We start from the raw sequence: 22,834 nt of genomic DNA on the forward strand, positions 1-22,834 counted from the left end.
TGAGTCGATCGAGACTCCTCGCAACGTCCACTGATTCGCTTGTGTCGCTTTGACGCACACAGGCTGGCTTACCCACCGCCAGGGTTGGTTTGGATTGATCGCTGAGGAGTCTTTTTCGTGACTGACAATACCCAGAAACCTACTAAGTTTCGTGACGTTGAAATTCGTGCCGCTCGCGGTAACAAGCTGACCGCCAAGAGCTGGCTGACTGAAGCGCCGCTGCGCATGTTGATGAACAACCTCGACCCGGAAGTCGCCGAGAACCCTAAAGAACTGGTGGTTTACGGTGGTATCGGTCGTGCGGCGCGTAACTGGGAATGCTACGACAAGATCGTCGAAAGCCTGACCAACCTGAACGACGACGAGACCCTGCTGGTGCAATCCGGCAAGCCGGTCGGCGTGTTCAAGACCCACAGCAATGCCCCGCGCGTACTGATCGCCAACTCCAACCTGGTGCCACACTGGGCGAGCTGGGAGCACTTCAACGAACTCGACGCCAAAGGCCTGGCCATGTACGGCCAGATGACCGCCGGCAGCTGGATCTACATCGGCAGCCAGGGCATCGTTCAAGGCACCTACGAAACCTTCGTCGAGGCCGGTCGCCAACACTACAACGATGACCTCAAAGGTCGTTGGGTCCTGACCGCAGGCCTCGGCGGCATGGGCGGCGCTCAGCCTCTGGCCGCGACCCTGGCCGGTGCTTGCTCGCTGAACATCGAATGCCAACAAGTCAGCATCGATTTCCGTTTGAACAGCCGTTACGTCGATGAGCAAGCCACCGACCTCGACGACGCGCTGGCCCGCATCGCCAAATACACCAAGGAAGGCAAAGCGATTTCCATCGCCCTGCTCGGTAACGCGGCGGAAATCCTGCCGGAACTGGTCAAGCGCGGCGTGCGCCCGGACATGGTCACCGACCAGACCAGCGCCCACGACCCGCTCAACGGTTACCTGCCAGCCGGCTGGACCTGGGAAGAGTACCGCGCTCGCGCCAAGACCGAGCCAGCCGCTGTCGTCAAAGCCGCCAAGCAATCCATGGCCGTGCACGTTAAAGCGATGCTCGAATTCCAGAAAATGGGTATTCCGACCTTCGACTACGGTAACAACATCCGTCAGATGGCCCAGGAAGAAGGCGTGGAAAACGCATTCGACTTCCCAGGCTTCGTACCCGCTTACATCCGTCCGCTGTTCTGCCGCGGCATCGGCCCGTTCCGTTGGGCTGCACTGTCGGGCGATCCGCAAGACATCTACAAAACCGACGCCAAAGTAAAAGAGCTGATCCCGGACGACGCGCACCTGCACAACTGGCTGGACATGGCGCGCGAGCGCATCAGCTTCCAGGGTCTGCCGGCACGTATCTGCTGGGTGGGCCTGGGCCTGCGCGCCAAGCTCGGTCTGGCGTTCAACGAAATGGTGCGCAGCGGTGAATTGTCCGCGCCAATCGTGATCGGTCGTGACCATCTGGACTCCGGTTCGGTAGCCAGCCCGAACCGCGAAACCGAATCCATGCAAGACGGTTCCGATGCCGTGTCCGACTGGCCACTGCTCAACGCTCTGCTCAACACCGCGAGCGGCGCGACCTGGGTTTCCCTGCACCACGGCGGCGGCGTCGGCATGGGCTTCTCCCAGCACTCGGGCATGGTGATTGTCTGCGACGGTACTGACGAAGCGGCCGAGCGTATCGCTCGCGTCCTGCACAACGACCCGGCTACCGGTGTCATGCGTCACGCCGATGCGGGTTACCAGATCGCAATCGACTGCGCCAAGGAACAGGGTCTGAACCTGCCGATGATCACCGGTAAATAAAACGGGCCATGGCTTGATGCAAAACCTGTAGGAGCTGCCGCAGTCTGCGATCTTTTGATCTTGATCATTGAAAAGATCGCAGCCTCGTTTCACTCGACAGCTCCTACAGAGATCTAACCAACACCGAATAACAATCCACAGAGGTTGAATCATGGCTGTTAACAGCGATCGTGCAGGCAGTAAACCGTTGATCGAGAAACGTTCGATCGACTACATCCCGGAAGCGGAGAGACACGGTCGTCTGTTGAGCCAGTTCACCCTGTGGATGGGTGCCAACCTGCAAATCACCGCGATTGTCACCGGGGCCCTGGCCGTGGTGCTGGGCGGTGACGTGTTCTGGTCGTTGATCGGTCTGTTGATCGGTCAACTGCTCGGCGGTGGCGTAATGGCGCTGCATGCGGCGCAAGGGCCCAAGCTTGGCCTGCCGCAGATGATTTCCAGCCGGGTACAGTTCGGCGTGTATGGCGCGGCCATCCCGATCGTGCTGGTCTGTCTGATGTACCTCGGTTTCACCGCGACGGGCACTGTGCTTTCCGGCCAGGCGCTGGGCCAGTTGTTTGGCGTCAGCGACAGCGTCGGTATCCTCATCTTCGCCAGTGTCATCGTGCTGGTCACGGTGCTTGGTTATCGGGTGATTCATTTCATCGGCCGTGTCGCCAGCGTCATTGGCGTGATTGCCTTTGTTTACCTGTTCAGTCGTTTGATGAGCCAGACTGACGTTGGCGCACTCCTGCAAATCCGCCACTTCAGCTGGACCAGCTTCCTGCTCGCGGTGTCGCTCGCGGCGTCCTGGCAGATCGCCTTCGGCCCCTACGTGGCTGACTATTCACGCTACCTGCCGAGCAAGACTTCCTCGGTGAAAACCTTTTTCGCCGCAGGCGCGGGTTCGGTCATTGGCGCACAGGTGGCGATGATCCTCGGCGTGCTTGCCGCCGCCTCGGCCAACGGGCAGTTCGCCGGCCACGAAGTGGCCTACATCGTGGGTCTGGGCGGTACCGGTGCCACCGCTGCGCTGCTGTACTTCAGCATCGCGTTCGGCAAGGTCACCATCTCCACGCTGAACTCCTACGGCAGCTTCATGTGCATTGCGACCGTCATCAGCGGTTTCCGTGGTGACCTGCGGGTAACGCGCTTGCAGCGTCTGGTCTTCGTGCTGGTCATCGTCGGCACTGCGACCCTGATCGCGTTGCTCGGTCAGCACTCGTTCCTTGGTGCGTTCAAATCTTTCATCCTGTTCTTGCTGGCGTTCTTTACCCCATGGAGCGCGATCAACCTGGTGGACTACTACTGCATCACTCGCGAGCGCTATGACGTGCCGGCGCTGGCCGATCCGAACGGTCGCTACGGCCGTTGGAACCCTCTCGGTATCAGCGTTTATGTCTTCGGTGTGCTGGTGCAACTGCCGTTCATCTCTACCAAGTTCTATACCGGTCCGCTGGTGGACGCTCTGGGTGGTGTGGATATTTCCTGGATCATCGGTCTGGTGCTTCCCGCAGCCCTGTATTACGTGTGCGCGAAAAAATGGCACAGCGCAGTACCCGATCACCTGATCCTGCCGGTCGAGCAGGACAGCGTTGTACAACCTAAAAATAGCGGGGCTGGTCGCGCTGCGGCGCAGGCCTGATTGGACGTGGACAGGGCTGGATGCCTCTTGACTGCCGTAAGCCAACTCATGATTAGGAGCGTCACTACAATGAAATCGAACAAGACCCTGCTGACCACATTGCTTTCCATGGGCCTGCTGGCCAGTGCCGGCGCCACTCAGGCGGCTGGTTGGTGCGAGTCGGGTAAACCGGTGAAATTTGCCGGCCTGAACTGGGAAAGCGCCATGCTGCTGACCGACGTGCTGCAAGTCGTGTTGGAGAAAGGCTACGACTGCAAGACCGACAGCCTGCCGGGCAACTCCATCACCATGGAAAACGCCCTGAGCAGCAACGATATTCAAATCTTCGCCGAAGAGTGGGTTGGTCGTAGCGAAGTCTGGAACAAGGCCGAGAAGGCCGGCAAGGTTGTCGGTGTTGGCGCGCCTGTCGTGGGTGCTGTCGAAGGTTGGTACGTGCCGCGTTACGTGATCGAAGGCGACGCCAAGCGCAAGCTGGAGCCTAAAGCTCCGGACCTGAAAGCGATCGCCGATCTGGGTAAATACGCGGCAGTGTTCAAGGACGCCGAAGAACCAGCCAAGGGCCGTTTCTACAACTGCCCGGCCGGCTGGACCTGTGAACTCGACAACAGCGAAATGCTGAAAAGCTACGGCCTGGAAAGCACCTACACCAACTTCCGTCCGGGTACCGGCCCGGCGCTGGATGCCGCGGTGCTGTCGAGCTACAAGCGTGGCGAGCCGATCCTGTTCTACTACTGGTCGCCAACTCCGCTGATGGGCCAGGTCGATCTGGTCAAACTCGATGAGAAACCAGGCGTGAACAAGCAAGTGACCATCAAGGTCGGCCTGTCCAAGACCTTCCACGAGCAAGCCCCGGAACTGGTGGCTGTGCTGGAAAAGGTCAACCTGCCAATCGACCTGCTCAACCAGAACCTCGGGCGCATGGCCAAAGAGCGGATCGAGTCACCAAAACTGGCGAAAATCTTCCTCAAGGAACATCCTGAAGTCTGGCACGCGTGGGTGAGCGAAGACGCAGCCAAAAAGATCGACGCGGCCTTGTAGGTTGAGCCTCTCCGTCTGCCCTGAGCGGCAGTCGGATGCTTGATCGCAACCCCTTGATTGAGAGTCTCTTATGTTTCCCGAAAGCTTTACTTTTTCCATCGCCGACTGGGTCAACAGTTGGGTCGATTCGCTGGTCACCAACTACGGCGACGTGTTCCGGCACATCTCCGACACTCTGTTGTGGGCCATCGTCAATCTTGAAGGGCTGCTGCGTGCGGCGCCCTGGTGGCTGATGCTGGCGATCGTGGCGGGCGTTGCCTGGCACGCGACCCGCAAAGTCGTGACCACCGCCGTGATCGTAGGCTTGTTGTTCCTGGTGGGCGCGGTCGGCCTCTGGGACAAGCTGATGCAGACCCTGGCGTTGATGATGGTGGCGACCATCATTTCGGTGATGATCGGCATTCCGCTGGGCATTCTTTCGGCGCGCAGCAATCGCCTGCGTTCGATATTGATGCCGCTGCTGGACATCATGCAGACCATGCCGAGTTTCGTGTACCTGATCCCGGTGCTGATGCTGTTCGGCCTGGGCAAGGTCCCGGCGATTTTCGCCACCGTGATCTACGCTGCACCACCGCTGATCCGCCTGACTGATCTGGGCATTCGCCAGGTCGACGGCGAAGTGATGGAAGCGATCAACGCCTTCGGTGCCAACCGCTGGCAGCAACTGTTTGGCGTGCAACTGCCGCTGGCCCTGCCGAGCATCATGGCCGGGATTAACCAGACCACCATGATGGCCCTGTCGATGGTCGTGATTGCCTCGATGATCGGTGCCCGTGGCTTGGGCGAAGACGTGTTGGTGGGGATTCAGACCCTCAACGTTGGACGTGGTCTTGAGGCGGGTCTGGCGATCGTGATTCTGGCAGTGGTTATCGACCGTATTACTCAGGCGTATGGTCGGCCACGGCATGAGGTGAGCAAATGAACAACGAAGCCATCAGCAAGATCGAAGTCAAAAACGTCTTCAAGATTTTCGGCAACCGTTCCAAGGATGCGCTGGCCATGATTGGTCAGGGCAAAACCAAAGATCAGGTACTGTCCGAAACCGGCTGTGTGGTCGGCGTGAACGACTTGTCTCTGAGCATCGGCACCGGCGAGATCTTCGTGATCATGGGCCTGTCAGGTTCCGGCAAATCGACCCTGGTGCGCCACTTCAACCGCCTGATCGACCCGACCAGCGGCGCGATCCTGGTAGACGGCGTGGACATCCTGCAATACGACATGGAAGCCCTGCGCGAATTTCGCCGGCACAAGATCAGCATGGTGTTCCAGAGCTTCGGCCTGCTGCCGCACAAGACCGTGGTGGATAACGTCGCTTACGGCCTGAAAGTGCGTGGCGAGACCAAGCAAATGTGCTCCGAGCGCGCGCTGCACTGGATCAACACCGTGGGCCTCAAGGGCTACGAAAACAAATACCCGCATCAGCTCTCGGGCGGCATGCGTCAGCGTGTGGGCCTGGCCCGCGCCTTGGCGGCGGACACCGACATCATCCTGATGGACGAAGCTTTCAGCGCCCTCGACCCGCTGATACGCGCCGAAATGCAGGACCAGTTGCTGGAGCTGCAAAAGACCCTGCACAAGACCATCGTCTTCATCACCCACGACCTCGACGAGGCCGTGCGCATCGGCAACCGCATTGCGATTCTCAAGGATGGCCGCCTGATTCAGGTGGGTACGCCAAGAGAGATCCTGCATTCGCCGGCGGATGAGTATGTGGATCGGTTCGTCCAGCGTCGGGCGGCAGTGGTTTAAAGGTTTGCGGTGGTTGTGCCGGCCTCTTCGCGAGCAGGCTCGCTCCCACAATTGGAATGCGTACCCTGTGGGAGCGAGCCTGCTCGCGATAGCGTCGGCAAAGCTGCATCAATATTCAAGTTGTACGCACGAGGTTGAAGATGTCCCAGGCTGAAAAAATCGTTATCGCCGACGCCCCGTTGCGTTGGCAGGATGTGGTGGCCGTCGCTCGCCATGGCGCACAGCTTGAGCTGTCACCACAGGTCTGGGCGCGGATCGACAATGCCCAGGCCATCGTCCAGCGCATCGTCGTCAGCGGCGAGCGCGCCTATGGCGTCAACACCGGCCTCGGCGCGCTGTGCAATGTCTCGCTTAAAGACGAGCAACTCAGCCAATTGTCGCGCAACACCCTGCTCAGTCACGCCTGTGGCGTTGGCGCGCCACTGGCCGACGAACAGACCCGCGCAATCATCTGCGCCGCCATTCGCAACTACAGCCACGGCAAATCCGGTATTCATCGCCGGGTGGTCGAAGCCCTGTTGGCGCTGCTCAATCGCGGCATCACCCCGCAGGTGCCGTCCCAGGGTTCGGTGGGTTACCTGACCCACATGGCCCACATCAGCATCGCGCTGCTGGGTGTCGGCAATGTCAGCTATCGCGGGCAGATCGTTTCCGCGCAGCAAGCCCTGGCCGAAGAAGGTCTGCAACCGGTTCAACTGGGCGCCAAAGATGGCCTGTGCCTGGTGAACGGCACGCCGTGCATGTCCGGCCTCAGCTGCCTGGCCCTCGCCGACGCCTCGCGTCTGCTGCAATGGGCTGACGTGATCGGGGCCATGAGCTTCGAAGCCCAGCGCGGTCAGATTGCCGCGTTCGATGCCGAGATCATCGCGCTCAAACCGCATCCAGGCATGCAGCAAGTCGGGATCAACCTGCGTGCGTTGCTTGATGGCAGCGAAGTGATTGCCAGCAGCAAAGGCATTCGTACTCAGGATGCATTGAGCATCCGCTCGATTCCGCAAGTTCACGGTGCCGCTCGCGATCAGCTTGAGCACGCGAAAAAGCAGATCGAAACCGAACTCAACTCGGTCACCGACAACCCGATGCTGCTGGGCACGCCGGACAACTTCCGCGTCATGTCCCAAGCCAACCCGCACGGTCAATCGGTCGCGCTCGCCGCGGATTTGCTGGCGATCGCCATGGCGGAAATCGGCTCCATCGCCGAACGTCGTCTGGACCGCTTGATCAACCCGCATGTCAGCGGTTTGCCGGCATTCCTGGTGGCCAATCCGGGGGTTAACTCCGGGATGATGATCGTCCAGTACGTCGCCGCTTCGCTGTGTGCGGAAAACCGTCAACTGGCACAACCGGCGGTACTCGACAACTACGTCACCTCGGGCCTGCAGGAAGACCACCTGAGCATGGGCACCAACGCCGCGTTGAAGCTGCATCGCGCCCTGGAAAACTGCACCCAGATCCTCGCCATCGAGTACCTGCTGGCGTCTCAGGCGTTTGAGTTCTTGAAAGAGCAACGCTTCGGCGCCGGTACCGATGCCGCTTGGCGTCTGCTGCGCGAGCGAGTCCCGGCCTACGACCAGGACCGCTGGCTGGCACCGGACATCGCCAGTGCTGCCGCCGTTTTGAAAGACCCGATTTTGCTGCACAACGCGTTACCGAACCTGAACTGATTTCCACCACACCAGCGTGCCAAGGCGCGGCTCCCCAGAAGGCGAGACGCGACGGACAACGGACAACTCCGGAGCGTCTGGTGAGTTAATGACAAACTCTCAAAAGGAGCACGAAATGACTGCGTTAAACCTGATTCCCGGCCAACTGAGCCTTGCCCAACTGCGTGATGTGTATCAGCAGCCGGTCAAAATCACCCTGGACAACAGTGCCTCGGCCCAGATTGAAGCCAGCGTTGCCTGCGTGGAACAGATCCTCGCCGAGAACCGCACCGCTTATGGCATCAACACCGGTTTCGGCCTGCTGGCTTCGACCCGTATCGCCAGCGAAGACCTGGAAAACCTGCAGCGCTCGCTGGTGCTGTCCCACGCCGCCGGTGTTGGCGAGCCGATCAGCGACGCGCTGGTTCGACTGGTCATGGTGCTCAAGGTCAACAGCCTGAGCCGTGGTTTCTCCGGCATTCGTCGCGTTGTGATCGACGCGCTGATCGCGCTGATCAACGCCGAGGTTTACCCGCACATTCCATTGAAAGGTTCGGTCGGTGCCTCCGGTGACTTGGCGCCTCTGGCCCACATGTCCCTGGTGTTGCTGGGCGAAGGCAAGGCTCGCTACAAAGGCGAATGGATGGAAGCGACCGAAGCGCTGAAAGTGGCCGGTCTGACCCCGCTGACCCTGGCCGCGAAAGAAGGTCTGGCGCTGCTCAACGGCACTCAGGTGTCTACCGCTTATGCGTTGCGTGGTCTGTTCGAAGGCGAAGACCTGTTTGCTGGCGCCCTGGCCATTGGTGGTATGACGGTTGAAGCCGTGCTGGGCTCGCGCTCGCCGTTCGACGCGCGCATCCACGCCGCTCGTGGCCAGAAAGGCCAGATCGACGCCGCCGCCGCTTACCGCGATCTGCTGGGCGAGCGTAGCGAAGTGTCCGACTCGCACCAGAACTGCGAAAAGGTCCAGGACCCGTACTCCCTGCGCTGCCAGCCGCAAGTCATGGGCGCCTGCCTGACCCAGTTCCGTCAGGCTGCCGAAGTGCTTGCCATCGAAGCCAACGCCGTTTCGGACAACCCGCTGGTATTCGCCGCTGAAGGCGACGTGATCTCCGGCGGTAACTTCCACGCCGAACCGGTCGCCATGGCCGCCGACAACATGGCCTTGGCCATCGCTGAAATCGGTTCCCTGAGCGAACGTCGTATCTCGCTGATGATGGACAAGCACATGTCGCAACTGCCGCCGTTCCTGGTGGCCAATGGCGGCGTGAACTCCGGCTTCATGATCGCCCAGGTGACCGCTGCGGCACTGGCCAGCGAGAACAAGGCGTTGTCCCATCCGCACTCGGTGGACAGCCTGCCGACTTCCGCGAACCAGGAAGACCACGTTTCCATGGCGCCGGCTGCCGGCAAGCGTCTGTGGGAAATGGCCGAAAACACGCGCGGCGTTCTTGCGGTGGAATGGTTGGCGGCCTGCCAGGGTCTGGATTTGCGTGATGGTCTGAAGACCTCGACGAAGCTGGAAAAGGCTCGCGCCATCCTGCGTGCTGAAGTGCCGTTCTATGAGAAGGATCGCTTCTTTGCGCCGGATATCAATGCGGCGAGCGAGTTGTTGGCGACCCGCTGCCTGAACGAACTGGTATCGGCGAAGTTGCTGCCTAGCCTGTGATGAACTCTTCGCGAGCAGGCTCGCTCCCACATTGGATTGCGCTGGACCTGTGGGAGCGAGCTTGCTCGCGATTCGATTTAGCGTCGAATAAGAATAATTAAGGACGAGCAATGCAACAGCCAGCAAAAGGTTTGAAACGCGGGCTCTCTGCCCGACATATTCGCTTCATGGCACTGGGGTCGGCGATCGGCACCGGGCTGTTTTACGGTTCTGCCTCGGCCATTCAGATGGCTGGTCCTGCGGTCCTGCTCGCTTACCTGATCGGTGGCGCGGCGGTGTTCATGGTCATGCGCGCCCTCGGCGAGATGGCGGTGCACAACCCGGTGGCCGGCTCATTCGGTCAATACGCCAGTACCTACCTGGGGCCGATGGCGGGCTTCATCCTCGGTTGGACCTACGCGTTTGAAATGGTCATCGTCGGCATGGCCGACGTCACCGCGTTCGGTATTTACATGGGCTTCTGGTTTCCTGAAGTCGCCCGCTGGATCTGGGTACTGGGCATCGTTTCGGTGGTTGGCGGCTTGAACCTGTGCAACGTCAAAGTCTTCGGTGAAATGGAGTTCTGGCTGTCGTTGCTCAAGGTCGCGGCCATCGTTGCGATGATCCTCGGTGGCTTCGGCATCATGCTGTTCGGCATCAGCACGGCGCCTGGCGCCCAGGCGACCGACATCAGCAATCTCTGGAGCCATGGCGGCTTCATGCCCAACGGCGTGGGCGGCCTGATCGCTTCGTTCGCGGTGGTGATGTTTGCTTTTGGCGGCATTGAAATCATCGGCGTAACGGCCGGCGAAGCCAAAGACCCGCAACACGTGCTGCCCCGGGCGATCAATGCCGTACCGTTGCGTATCCTCTTGTTCTACGTGCTGACGATGTTCGTACTGATGTCGATTTTTCCATGGCAGCAGATCGGCAGCCAAGGCAGCCCATTCGTGCAGATTTTCGACAACCTGGGGATCAGCTCGGCGGCGACCATTCTCAATATCGTGGTGATCTCGGCGGCGGTGTCGGCGATCAACAGTGACATCTTCGGCGCTGGCCGCATGATGTACGGTTTGGCCCAGCAAGGGCATGCGCCCAAGGGCTTCGCGAGTTTGTCGCGCAATGGTGTGCCATGGATGACGGTAGTGGTGATGAGTGCCGCGCTGCTGCTGGGCGTGCTGCTGAACTACCTGATTCCGGAAAACGTATTTCTGTTGATCGCGTCCATCGCAACCTTCGCCACTGTATGGGTCTGGTTGATGATTCTGTTCACCCAAGTGGCCATGCGTCGCTCCATGAGTGCCGAACAGGTCGCCCAACTGAAGTTCCCGGTACCGTTCTGGCCTTATGCGCCGATGGCGGCGATCGCCTTCATGCTGTTCATCTTTGGCGTGCTGGGCTATTTCCCGGATACCCAGGCGGCTCTGATCGTCGGCGTGGTCTGGATTGTATTGCTGGTGCTGGCCTACCTGACGTGGGTGAAACCGGCGGCAGGGAAGGCAGTACCGGTGGAGCGGGAACCATCTTTTTCTCATCGATAACCTAACGGAGGCCACGGATGAAAACTCTCTGGCAACACTGCCACGTCGCAACCATGGCGCAAGGCGCCTACTCGATCATCGAGGATGCGGCCATCGTGACGTCAGGAGCGCACATTGAGTGGATCGGCCCGCGCGCTGAACTGCCGTCGGGCGAGTACCCGGCAGTCAATGATCTTAAAGGGGCCTGGGTGACGCCGGGCCTGATCGACTGCCACACCCACACGGTGTTCGGCGGTAACCGCAGCGGTGAATTCGAACAGCGTCTGCAAGGCGTCAGCTATGCAGAAATCGCAGCGGCCGGTGGTGGCATCGCCAGCACCGTGCGCGCCACTCGCGCGGCCACTGAAGATGAACTGTTCGCCAGTGCCGCCAAGCGTCTGAAGAGCCTGATGCGCGACGGCGTGACCACGGTCGAAATGAAATCCGGCTACGGCCTGGACCTGGCCAGCGAACGCAAGATCCTGCGGGTCATCCGCCGTCTCGGCGCCGAACTGCCGGTCAGCGTGCGCAGCACCTGCCTGGCCGCTCACGCCTTGCCGCCGGAATACGCGGACCGTGCCGACGACTACATCGATCACATCTGCGCCGAGATGCTCCCGGCCCTGGCCGCCGAAGGGCTGGTGGATGCGGTGGACGCGTTCTGTGAATACCTGGCGTTTTCGCCGGCGCAGGTCGAGCGGGTGTTCATCACTGCGCAACAACTCGGTCTGCCGGTGAAACTGCACGCCGAACAGTTGTCGTCGTTGCATGGTTCGAGTCTGGCCGCGCGTTACCACGCACTGTCGGCCGATCACCTGGAGTTCATGACCGAAGACGACGCCATCGCCATGGCCAAGTCCGGCACCGTCGCGGTGCTGCTGCCCGGCGCGTTCTACTTTCTGCGGGAAACCCAATTGCCGCCGATGGAGGCTCTACGCAAACACGGCGTGAAAATCGCCATCGCCACCGACCTCAACCCAGGCACCTCACCGGCGCTGTCGTTGCGTTTGATGTTGAACATGGCGTGCACCTGTTTCCGCATGACCCCGGAAGAAGCGCTGGCCGGTGCAACCCTGCATGCCGCCACAGCGCTGGGCATGGCCGAAACTCATGGCTCGCTGGAAGTCGGCAAGGTCGCGGATTTCGTCGCCTGGCAAATCGATCGTCCCGCCGACCTGTCGTACTGGCTGGGCGGTGACCTGGAAAAACGCGTCGTGCGTCACGGCGTCGAAACAAGCGTTTAGGAGAGCAGTTGTGGATAAGGTTCTGAACTTTAAACAAGGCCGCGTACCGCTGCTGATCAGCATGCCCCACGCCGGCCTGCGCCTGACCCCTGCGGTTGAAGCCGGGTTGATCGCCGACGCGAAAAGCCTGCCCGACACTGACTGGCATATCCCGCAGCTTTACGAATTTGCTGCCGAGCTGGGTGCCAGTACCTTGGCCGCCGAGTACTCGCGTTTTGTCATCGACCTGAATCGACCGTCTGACGACAAGCCTTTGTACGTCGGCGCGACCACCGGCCTGTACCCGGCGACGCTGTTCGACGGCATTCCGCTGTTCCGCGAAGGGCATGAGCCATCGGCCGCAGAACGCGCGACTTACCTGAAGCAAGTCTGGACGCCGTATCACAGCACGTTGCAGAACGAGCTGGCGCGCCTGAAGGCCGAGTTCGGCTACGCGCTGCTGTTCGATGCGCACTCGATCCGCTCGATCATCCCGCACCTGTTCGACGGCAAGCTGCCGGACTTCAACCTCGGCACCTTCAACGGCGCCAGTTGCGATCCACAGCTGGCCAATGAACTGGAGGCGATCTGCGCGAAGCACACCGATTACAGCCATGTGCTGAACGGTCGCTTCAAGGGCGGCCACATCACCCGGCATTACGGCAACCCGGCCGAGAACATCCATGCCGTGCAACTGGAGTTGGGCCAGTGCACGTACATGGAAGAGTTCGAGCCGTTCCGTTATCGCCCGGATCTGGCGGCGCCGACTCAGGTGGTGCTCAAGGAATTGTTGCAAGGCCTGCTGGCTTGGGCCGAGAAGCACTACAACCGCTGACCCCTGACCCCTGACCCCTGACCCCTGACGCATACCCTGTGGGAGCGAGCCTGCTCGCGAAAGCGGTGGGTCAGTCAACATTGATGTCGGCTGGCACTCCCTCTTCGCGAGCAGGCTCGCTCCCACAGGTTGGTGTTCGATCACGACAGTCGCCACCGTGCAAAACACGGTCGCTACAGTTCGCTTTTACCCTCTCGACGCTGCGTAATGTTCCGGGCACGGTGCACAAAGACACCGGCCCACAATAATCCGCTGCCGCACGAGATCCTCCCAATGAAAAGACTGTTTACCCGCTGTCTCTCAATCCTCTGCGGCACTGCTCTGCTGAGCACCAGCGTTCTGGCCAGTGACGACGCTTCCTGCAAGGCCGTGCGCATGGGCGTGGTCAACTGGACCGACGTGATCGCCACCAGCGGCATGGCTGACGTACTGCTCAATGGCCTCGGCTACGAAAGCAAGCAAACCAGCGCCGTGCAGCAAATCATCTTCGCCGGCATCCGCGACAAGCGTCTGGACATCTACCTCGGTTACTGGAAACCGGCGATGGACAAAAACATCGCGCCGTTCCTGGCTGCCAATCAGGTGAAGGTCATGGACAAACCGAGCCTGGCCGATGCTCAGGCAACCCTCGCCGTACCTGAATATGTCGCCGAAGCGGGTCTGAAAACTTTCGCCGATATCGCCAAATTCAAGGATCAACTCGGCGGCAAGATCTACGGCATCGAGCCGGGCAGCGGCGCCAACACCACCATCAAAACCATGATCGAGACCAATCAATTTGGCTTGAAGGATTTCAAGCTGATCGAGTCGGGTGAGGCCGGCATGCTTGCCGCCGTTCAGCGGGCGGTGAATCGCAAGGAATTCGTGGTGTTCGTCGGCTGGACCCCGCACCCGATGAACATCAACATGAAAATCGCCTACCTGACTGGCAGTGAAGACGTTTATGGCCCGAACGAAGGCGCCGCCACCGTCTCCACCGTGACCGCCCCGGACTACGCCCAGCGCTGCCCCAACGTAAACCGTCTGTTGGAAAACCTGACCTTCACCGCCGCCCAGGAAAGCCAGTTGATGGTGCCGATCATGGAGCGCAAGACGCCGCAGGATGTTGCCAGACAATGGCTACGTGATCATCCCGAGGATCTGCAGCGCTGGCTCGCCGGTGTCAGCAGTTTTGATGGCAAGGATGGCGTGGCGACCGTTCAGACCCGTTTGAAAAACTGACCGTAACCGCAAAACCCTGTGGGAGCGAGCCTGCTCGCGAAGGCGGTGTGTCAGGCAACATCAATTTGTATGACACGCCCTCTTCGCCAGCAGGCTCGCTCCCACAGGGGGTTGACCCTACTTGTCTCCTTGAACGGGCACCGGCTCATGGCTACTTACCCGCTTTCTGCACAGATGATGGCTTTCGTCGAGAAAACCGTCAGCTTCAACAGCACCAACAGCACCAACAGCACCAACAGCACCAACAGCAGCCTCGCCGGTTTGCGTCAGGCCTACAGCGACATGTGCCTGGCATTCACCCCGTCTCGTCCCGCCGGGCTTTATGTGGTGGATTTCGAATTGGCCGGGGTGCCGGTGCGGTCTTATCAACCGCCGGTTTCGTCACCGACCGGCGGTTGCCCGTGCATCGTTTATCTGCACGGCGGCGGTTGGGTGGTGGGGGACCTGGATTCCCATGACTTCATTTGCGCCGAACTGGCGTCGACGCTCGGCGTGCTGGTGATCGCGGTCGATTATCGGCTGGCGCCGGAACATCCGTTTCCAGCGGCGTTCGAGGATTGCCTGGGTGTCTGGCGCGCACTACGGACCGGGCCATTCCGGCTCGATCCCGAGCGAACGTTGGTGGCCGGGGACAGCGCCGGCGGCAACCTGGCGGCGGCGTTGTGCCTGGCGTTGCGCGATGCGGGCGAGCCATTGCCAGCGGCGCAGGTCCTGATTTACCCGGGGCTGGGCGGTGATTACCGATTGCCGTCGCGCAGCGAGTGCAGCGACGCTCCCTTGCTCAGCAGCAGCGATGTGGATTGTTATCACACCCTGTACTTGCGCGGCACTGGACAGCCGAATGCCTATGCGATGCCGTTGCTCGCCGAGGATTTCAGGGGGTTACCGCCGGCCATGATCGCCGTGGCGCAATTCGACCCGTTACGCGATGACGGCATGCTCTACGCCGAGCGACTGAACGCAGCAGATGTGACCGCGACGCTTTACTACGGCGAGGGGTTGGTTCACGGCTGTCTGCGGGCCCGGGGGCAGGTCGCCGAGGTCGATGCACTCTATGAAACGCTGCTCGGCTATTTGTCTGAAAAAACAGGCTGAAAAACTCTGATTCTGCAAGGCATGCTCATTGGCGTAATTCGGGTTTATGATGCCGGACGGCAGAATAATAGAAGTCCCCCCAGGGATGACCTCGACCCCTTACGGAGCGCTCAATGCAGACTTTGTACCCGCAGATCAAACCCCACGCCCGGCACGATCTGGCCGTCGATGAAACCCACACGCTGTATGTCGACGAAAGCGGTTCGCCGGAAGGTTTGCCGGTCGTGTTCATTCACGGCGGCCCCGGCGCCGGGTGTGATGCCCAGAGCCGTCGGTATTTCGATCCAAACCTGTATCGCATCGTGACCTTCGACCAGCGTGGTTGCGGTCGCTCCACGCCCCACGCCAGCCTGGAAAACAACACCACCTGGGATCTGGTCGCCGACCTTGAGCGAATTCGCCAGCACCTTGGCATCGATAAGTGGGTGTTGTTCGGCGGTTCATGGGGCTCGACCCTGGCGCTTGCCTATGCGCAAACCCACCCGGAGCGTGTGCACGGTCTGATTCTGCGCGGGATTTTTCTCTGCCGCCCGCAGGAAATCGAGTGGTTCTACCAGTGTGGCGCCAGTCGTCTGTTCCCCGATTACTGGCAGGACTACATCGCGCCGATCCCGCTGGACGAGCGCGAAGACTTGCTCTCGGCTTTCCACAAACGCCTGATCGGCAACGATCAGATTGCCCAGATGCACGCGGCCAAAGCCTGGTCCACCTGGGAAGGCCGGACCGCCACCCTGCGCCCGAACCCGATGGTGGTCGATCGTTTCTCCGAGCCACAGCGCGCGTTGTCCATCGCCCGCATCGAATGTCACTACTTCACCAACAATGCGTTCCTTGAGCCAAACCAGCTGATCCGCGACATGGGCAAGATCGCCCATTTGCCTGGCGTGATCGTCCACGGTCGCTACGACGTGATCTGCCCGCTGGACAACGCCTGGGAACTGCATCAGAACTGGCCGAACAGTGAATTGCAGGTGATCCGAGATGCTGGCCATGCCGCCTCCGAACCTGGCATTACTGACGCACTGGTTCGCGCCGCCGATCTGATGGCCCATCGTCTGCTCGACCTGGCCCCTGAAGAAGCATGAAGGGCCTGCTGCAACGCGTGCGTGGCGCGCGAGTCGAGGTAGCGGGGGAGGTGGTTGGCGCCGTCGATCAGGGATTGCTGGTGCTGGTGGCGGTCGAGCCCGAGGATACTCGGGCCAGCGCCGACAAACTTCTGCAGAAACTGCTTAACTATCGAGTGTTCAGTGACGCTGAGGGCAAGATGAATCTGTCCCTGGCGGATGTAGGCGGTGGGTTGCTGCTGGTCTCACAGTTCACCCTGGCCGCCGATACCAAGAGCGGGTTGCGTCCGAGTTTTTCGACCGCCGCCCCTCCTGCCTTGGGCGAGGAGCTTTTCGACTATTTATTAGGTAAGGCGAAACAGGTGCATGGCACTGTGGCATCAGGTAGATTCGGCGCGGATATGCAGGTGCACCTGGTCAATGACGGCCCGGTAACCTTCCTGTTACAGACCTGAAAGCGCTTGAAACATGTTTTTAAGGGCTTTTCGACTGAAAACAGGCGTTTTTCGCGATAAATACTTTGTTACCCCTGATGCGTTGTAACGCGGCCTACTAGATAATCGCGCGCTACGGGGATCAGCGTTCGTTGGTCCATTTTGACTTAGGTAGAGACTTGTCCTGGACCTCTTGGGGAATCATTTAGCCCCATAGGAGTCGGAACAATGCTCGCCAACTTGGCAAGAGTGGTCTGTAGGGTCGGTTTTTTCATGCCGTACACCTCACAGGCACTTTAACTGGCCGTTGGTTTTTTGATCTGTTTTCGGCGAGGGTTGCTCGTGATTGTTAGTCCCTGTAATGCAAAATTGTCTGCCAAACGGTTACGAAGCGCTCTGGTAGCGGGCTCTGCACTGCTCTGCCTGCTCAGCGCCGGTCAGCTTTGGGCATTCAATCTGGATGATGTATCGGTCAAGGCAAAAGAGCTGGCCGGGCAGAAATACGAAGCTCCGCGCAGTAACCTGCCGAACGAGTTCCGCGAAATGAAATTCGCGGACTATCAAAAAATTCGTTTCCTGACCGAAAAAGCCGAGTGGGCCGATCAGAAAACCCCGTTCAAGCTGTCGTTCTATCACCAGGGTATGCATTTCGATACACCGGTGAAAATCAACGAAATCACAGCTAACACCGTCGAAGAGATCAAATACGACCCAAGTCGTTTCGATTTCGGCGATCTGAAGTTCGATCCTAAAGCCACCGAGCAACTGGGTTATGCCGGTTTCCGTGTGCTGTACCCGATCAACAAGGCTGACAAGCAAGACGAAATCATGACCATGCTCGGCGCGAGTTACTTCCGCGTTGTCGGCAAGGGTCACACCTATGGCTTGTCCGCTCGCGGCATGGCCATCGATACCGCGTTGCCGTCCGGCGAAGAATTCCCGCGCTTCACCGAATTCTGGATTCAACAGCCAAAACCGGGTGACAAGCACCTGGTGATCTTTGCGCTGCTGGATTCGCCACGCGCGACCGGTGCCTATCGCCTGACCCTGCGTCCGGGCAGCGACACCGTTGTCGACGTCAAGGCCCAGATGTTCCTGCGTGACAAGGTCACCAAGCTTGGCGTTGCGCCGCTGACCAGCATGTTCCTGTTCGGCGCCAATCAGCCGTCGAAAGTGCTGAACTACCGTCGCGAACTGCACGATTCCAGCGGTCTGTCGATCCATGCCGGCAATGGCGAATGGATCTGGCGCCCACTGAACAACCCGAAACACCTGGCGGTGAGCAACTTCTCGATCGAGAACCCGCGCGGTTTCGGCCTGCTGCAACGTGGCCGCGACTTCAGCCACTACGAAGACCTCGACGACCGCTACGACAAGCGCCCAAGTGCCTGGATCGAACCAAAAGGCGATTGGGGCAAGGGCTCCGTCGATCTGGTAGAGATTCCGACTGCCGACGAAACCAACGACAATATCGTTGCGTTCTGGAGTCCGGAAAAACTGCCTGAGCCTGGTCAGCCGCTGGACGTCGCTTATCGCATGCACTGGACCATCGACGAAGCCGCACTTCACGCACCGGACAGCGCCTGGGTTCAACAGACCCTGCGTTCCACGGGTGACGTGAAACAGTCCAACCTGATCCGTCAGCCGGACGGCAGCGTTGCTTATCTGGTGGACTTCGAAGGCCCGTCCCTTGCGGCATTGCCGGAAACTGCGGACGTTCGTAGCCAGGTCAGCGTTGGCGACAATGCCGAGCTGGTCGAGAACAGTGTGCGTTACAACCCTGAAACCAAAGGCTGGCGCCTGACGTTACGGATGAAGATCAAGGATCCGGGCAAGCCTACCGAGATGCGTGCTGCACTGGTCGAGAACATCGTGCCTGCCGACCTGGCCAAAACATCGTATCCGGCATCCAATTCTTCCGTCGCCAAGGCTGACAAGATTGCCGCTCGGCAGCAGGAGAAGCTGGACAAGGAAGCCAAGGAAACCAAGCAAGCTGAAGCCAAGCAGGTTGAAACCAAGCAGGTCGAAGCCAAGCCAGCCGCAGTTTCCAAGGACAAGGACAACAAAGACGCCAAGCAGCCAGTTGCTGCCGAAGCGGCCCCAGCCACACCGGAATCGGTACCGACTGAAGAAGTCCTGACCGAGACCTGGAGCTACCAGTTGCCTGCCGATGAGTAATTCTCAAGTACAGCCAGAGACTCTTGCCGAGTATCTGGCGCATCTACCAATGACCGACGAGCAGCGCGCGGAACTCGCGGGCTGCCAGTCTTTCAGCGAATTGCATGAGCGCCTTTCGTCCTCGACGTTCGACGCGCCGACCGAGGCTGCTCAAGCCTCGGTGGGTCGTCGCCTGACCCTGAACACCGCCGAAGAACTGGCCGACGCTGAAATGCTGGTGCTCGACGCCAGCGGTCGGGTCTGCCTGCGGGCAACCCCGCCGATTCGTCGGACCAAAGTCGTGCCGGAGCCGTGGCGCACCAACATTCTGGTGCGTGGCTGGCGTCGTCTGACCGGTCGCACCAATCCACCGGCCCCGCCGAAGGATGAAAATGTGCTGCCGGCGGCTCGCTGGCGCACCGTCGGTTCGATCCGCCGCTACATTCTGCTGGTATTGATGCTCGGTCAGACCATCGTCGCCGGCTGGTACATGAAAGGCATCATGCCGTACCAGGGCTGGTCGTTCGTCGACCTGAACGAAGTCCTGCACCAGCCGTTCCTGCAAACCGTCACGCAAGTGCTGCCGTATGCGCTGCAAACCAGCATCCTGATTCTGTTCGGGATTCTGTTCTGCTGGGTGTCGGCCGGTTTCTGGACAGCGCTGATGGGCTTTCTCGAGTTGCTCACAGGCCATGACAAATACCGCATTTCCGGCAAAAGCGCCGGTAACGAGCCGATCCCCAAGGACGCGCGCACTGCACTGGTGATGCCGATCTGCAACGAAGACGTGCCGCGGGTATTTGCAGGTCTGCGGGCGACCTTCGAGTCAGTCGCGGCCACGGGTGACCTGGATCGCTTCGACTTCTTTGTCCTCAGCGACAGTAACGACGCCGATATCTGCGTTGCCGAGCAACAAGCCTGGCTGGACGTCTGCCGTGAAGCCAAGGGCTTCGGCAAGATCTTCTATCGCCGCCGTCGCCGTCGCGTCAAGCGTAAAAGCGGTAACCTCGACGACTTCTGCCGTCGTTGGGGCGGTGATTACAAGTACATGGTCGTGCTCGACGCGGACTCCGTGATGAGCGGCGATTGCCTGACCAGTCTGGTGCGCTTGATGGAAGCCACCCCGGACGCCGGGATCATCCAGACCGCGCCGCGCGCGTCTGGCATGGACACGTTGTATGCACGCATGCAGCAGTTCGCCACCCGCGTGTACGGTCCGCTGTTTACCGCCGGTCTGCACTTCTGGCAGTTGGGCGAATCCCACTACTGGGGCCACAACGCCATCATCCGCATGAAGCCGTTCATCGAGCACTGCGCCCTGGCGCCGTTGCCCGGTAAAGGCGCGTTTGCCGGTGCCATTCTGTCCCATGACTTCGTTGAAGCGGCGCTGATGCGCCGTGCCGGCTGGGGCGTGTGGATTGCCTACGACTTGCCGGGCAGCTACGAAGAATTGCCGCCGAACCTGCTGGACGAACTCAAGCGTGACCGTCGCTGGTGTCACGGCAACCTGATGAACTTCCGGTTGTTCCTGGTAAAAGGCATGCACCCGGTGCACCGTGCGGTGTTCCTGACGGGCGTGATGTCTTACTTGTCGGCGCCGTTGTGGTTCTTCTTCCTCGTGCTGTCGACGGCGCTGCTGGCGGTCAACACGCTGATGGAGCCGCAGTACTTCCTTGAGCCACGTCAGCTCTATCCGTTGTGGCCACAATGGCACCCGGACAAGGCGATCGCGCTGTTCTCGACCACCGTCGTGCTGCTGTTCCTGCCGAAGCTGTTGAGCATCATCCTGATCTGGGCCAAGGGCGCGAAAGAGTTCGGTGGCAAGTTCAAGGTGACCCTGTCGATGCTGCTGGAGATGCTGTTCTCCATGCTGCTGGCGCCGGTACGGATGATTTTCCACACCCGCTTCGTGCTCGCCGCGTTCCTCGGCTGGGCTGCGACCTGGAACTCGCCGCAACGTGACGACGACTCCACGCCATGGAGCGAAGCGGTCAAACGCCACGGTCCGCAAACCTTGCTGGGCTTCTTCTGGGCCCTGTTGGTGATCTGGCTGAACCCGAGCTTCCTCTGGTGGCTGGTGCCGATCGTCGGTTCGTTGATGCTGTCGATTCCGGTATCGGTGATCTCCAGTCGAGTTGGCCTGGGCCTCAAGTCCCGTGACGAAAGCCTGTTCCTGATCCCTGAGGAATACAATCCGCCACAGGCGTTGCTGGCGACCGACCAGTACACCCACGAAAACCGTTGGCATGCGCTGAACGACGGCTTCGTCCGGGCAGTGGTCGATCCACAGCAGAACGCCTTGGCGTGCTCGCTGGCGACGTCCCGCCACCGTGAGGCCGAGCCGATCGAATGGCTGCGGATCGAACGGGTTCGTCATGCGCTGAAAGCCGGGCCTGAGGGTCTGAACAACAATGAGCGCGTGCAACTGCTCAGTGACCCGGTAGCACTGGGTCGTCTGCATGAGCAGATCTGGAGCGAAGGTCACCCCGAGTGGCTGGAAGCGTGGCGTAAATCGGTGAAAGCCGATCCCCATGCACCGCTGTTGCCGCTCAAACCGCTGAGTGCGCAGCCTCAGTTGGCGTGATGAAATCCCCCCGCATCCTTTGGGATCGGGGGCGCTTCAAAAAGATCGCAGCCTTCGGCAGCTCCTACAGGGTGTACATCTGTAGGAGCTGCCGAAGGCTGCGATCTTTTGCTTTCCGCCCACCGAAACAACAAATCCCACCCAAACCCTTGTGCAAACGAACGAGTGCGTTAGCATCCGTCCCCGAATTGGTGCGCCCGGACAACTTTCTGTTCGTATCTGCCGGTTTTCCAAGGAAAACCCGCAGTTTGCGCGCCTCACAACGCGATGGTTTTGGGGACTTGATGATGAAGAAGTATCTCTCGATGCTGCTGGTCGGCGTCACGGCATTGGTTGCAGTCAACGCGGCGCACGCCGGCGCCATCGATGACGCGGTCAAGCGCGGCACGCTGAAAGTCGGCATGGACCCGACCTACATGCCGTTCGAAATGACCAACAAGCGCGGTGAAATCATCGGCTTCGAAGTCGACCTCCTCAAAGCCATGACCAAGGCCATGGGCGTCAAGCTGGAGATGGTTTCCACCGGCTACGACGGCATTATCCCGGCCTTGCTCACCGACAAGTTCGACATGATCGGCAGCGGCATGACCCTGACCCAGGAGCGCAACCTGCGCCTGAACTTCAGCGAACCGTTCATCGTGGTGGGCCAGACCCTGCTGATCCGCAAGGAACTGGAAGGCACCATCAAGTCCTATAAAGACCTGAACACCGCCGACTACCGCATCACTTCCAAGCTCGGCACCACTGGCGAGATGGTGGCCAAAAAGCTTATCTCCAAAGCCAACTACCACGGCTACGACAACGAGCAGGAAGCCGTGCTTGACGTGGTCAACGGCAAGGCCGACGCCTTTATCTACGACGCGCCTTACAACGTCGTGGCCGTGAACAAGGTCGGTGCTGGCAAACTGGTGTTCCTCGACAAGCCGTTCACCTACGAGCCGCTGGCCTTCGGCCTGAAGAAGGGTGACTACGACAGCATCAACTTCATCAATAACTTCCTGCGCCAGATCCACGAAGACGGCACCTACGATCGCATCCATGACAAGTGGTTCAAAGACACCGCTTGGCTCAAGGACATGGAATAAGGCCCGGTCAGTTAGACCGCGCCGCTCCCATCGCCAGCAGGCTGGCTCCCACAGGGGATTTGTGTACGCCACTGATCCAGTGTGGGAGCCAGCCTGCTGGCGATGACG

Annotated in this window: 17 protein-coding genes; all 17 read left to right on the plus strand. The window is 60.1% G+C overall.

The window, feature by feature from the left end; genetic code table 11:
• Positions 1-117: 117 nt before the first annotated feature.
• The 17 genes from hutU (at position 118) to EAH74_RS20165 (ending at position 22,726) form a co-directional block, all read left to right on the plus strand.
• The gene (hutU, locus tag EAH74_RS20085) at positions 118-1,806 is read left to right on the plus strand and encodes a urocanate hydratase (RefSeq protein WP_140680598.1); all 1,689 of its coding nucleotides are present in this window, start codon (positions 118-120) and stop codon (positions 1,804-1,806) included.
• A 151-nt stretch (positions 1,807-1,957) separates the two neighbouring features.
• Positions 1,958-3,430, plus strand: a complete 1,473-nt coding sequence (locus EAH74_RS20090) for a purine-cytosine permease family protein (RefSeq protein WP_140680600.1) — start codon at positions 1,958-1,960, stop codon at positions 3,428-3,430.
• Positions 3,431-3,499: 69 nt separating this feature from the next.
• A complete protein-coding gene (locus tag EAH74_RS20095; protein WP_140680602.1) occupies positions 3,500-4,468 on the plus strand; it encodes an ABC transporter substrate-binding protein in 969 nt (322 codons plus the stop codon).
• A gap of 70 nt (positions 4,469-4,538) precedes the next feature.
• Positions 4,539-5,390, plus strand: coding sequence for an ABC transporter permease (locus EAH74_RS20100; RefSeq protein ID WP_140680604.1), 852 nt, complete (start codon positions 4,539-4,541; stop codon positions 5,388-5,390).
• Entirely contained in the window at positions 5,387-6,217 is an 831-nt protein-coding gene (locus EAH74_RS20105; RefSeq protein ID WP_008149478.1) for a quaternary amine ABC transporter ATP-binding protein, read from the plus strand. Before EAH74_RS20100 ends, EAH74_RS20105 begins: the two co-directional genes overlap by 4 nt.
• A gap of 140 nt (positions 6,218-6,357) precedes the next feature.
• Positions 6,358-7,881, plus strand: a complete 1,524-nt coding sequence (gene hutH, locus EAH74_RS20110; protein ID WP_140680606.1) for a histidine ammonia-lyase — start codon at positions 6,358-6,360, stop codon at positions 7,879-7,881.
• A 115-nt stretch (positions 7,882-7,996) separates the two neighbouring features.
• Positions 7,997-9,529: a histidine ammonia-lyase gene (hutH, locus tag EAH74_RS20115; protein WP_140680608.1), complete on the plus strand. Its 1,533-nt coding sequence runs from the start codon at positions 7,997-7,999 to the stop codon at positions 9,527-9,529.
• A gap of 110 nt (positions 9,530-9,639) precedes the next feature.
• The gene (locus EAH74_RS20120) at positions 9,640-11,049 is read left to right on the plus strand and encodes an amino acid permease (protein WP_140680610.1); all 1,410 of its coding nucleotides are present in this window, start codon (positions 9,640-9,642) and stop codon (positions 11,047-11,049) included.
• A 17-nt stretch (positions 11,050-11,066) separates the two neighbouring features.
• Complete coding sequence (hutI, locus tag EAH74_RS20125; protein WP_140680611.1) at positions 11,067-12,272, plus strand: imidazolonepropionase; 1,206 nt, start codon at positions 11,067-11,069, stop codon at positions 12,270-12,272.
• Between the two features lie 10 nt (positions 12,273-12,282).
• Positions 12,283-13,086, plus strand: a complete 804-nt coding sequence (hutG, locus tag EAH74_RS20130) for an N-formylglutamate deformylase (RefSeq protein ID WP_140680613.1) — start codon at positions 12,283-12,285, stop codon at positions 13,084-13,086.
• 273 nt (positions 13,087-13,359) lie between these two features.
• A complete protein-coding gene (locus EAH74_RS20135) occupies positions 13,360-14,307 on the plus strand; it encodes a choline ABC transporter substrate-binding protein (protein ID WP_140680615.1) in 948 nt (315 codons plus the stop codon).
• Between the two features lie 147 nt (positions 14,308-14,454).
• Positions 14,455-15,402: an alpha/beta hydrolase gene (locus EAH74_RS20140; protein WP_140680617.1), complete on the plus strand. Its 948-nt coding sequence runs from the start codon at positions 14,455-14,457 to the stop codon at positions 15,400-15,402.
• A 113-nt stretch (positions 15,403-15,515) separates the two neighbouring features.
• Complete coding sequence (gene pip, locus EAH74_RS20145; RefSeq protein ID WP_111449393.1) at positions 15,516-16,487, plus strand: prolyl aminopeptidase; 972 nt, start codon at positions 15,516-15,518, stop codon at positions 16,485-16,487.
• Entirely contained in the window at positions 16,484-16,921 is a 438-nt protein-coding gene (gene dtd, locus EAH74_RS20150) for a D-aminoacyl-tRNA deacylase (RefSeq protein ID WP_008149496.1), read from the plus strand. Before pip ends, dtd begins: the two co-directional genes overlap by 4 nt.
• Positions 16,922-17,242: 321 nt before the next feature.
• Positions 17,243-19,078: a glucan biosynthesis protein G gene (locus tag EAH74_RS20155; protein WP_140680619.1), complete on the plus strand. Its 1,836-nt coding sequence runs from the start codon at positions 17,243-17,245 to the stop codon at positions 19,076-19,078.
• The gene (gene mdoH, locus EAH74_RS20160; RefSeq protein ID WP_140680621.1) at positions 19,071-21,641 is read left to right on the plus strand and encodes a glucans biosynthesis glucosyltransferase MdoH; all 2,571 of its coding nucleotides are present in this window, start codon (positions 19,071-19,073) and stop codon (positions 21,639-21,641) included. Before EAH74_RS20155 ends, mdoH begins: the two co-directional genes overlap by 8 nt.
• A 287-nt stretch (positions 21,642-21,928) precedes the next feature.
• Positions 21,929-22,726 carry a transporter substrate-binding domain-containing protein gene (locus tag EAH74_RS20165; RefSeq protein WP_046052327.1) on the plus strand — a complete coding sequence of 266 codons (798 nt, stop codon included), beginning with the start codon at positions 21,929-21,931 and terminating at the stop codon, positions 22,724-22,726.
• The last annotated feature ends 108 nt before the right edge of the window (positions 22,727-22,834 follow it).

The organism is Pseudomonas mandelii (genome assembly GCF_006438925.1).
GTDB classification, from domain to species: Bacteria; Pseudomonadota; Gammaproteobacteria; order Pseudomonadales; family Pseudomonadaceae; genus Aquipseudomonas; species Aquipseudomonas mandelii_C.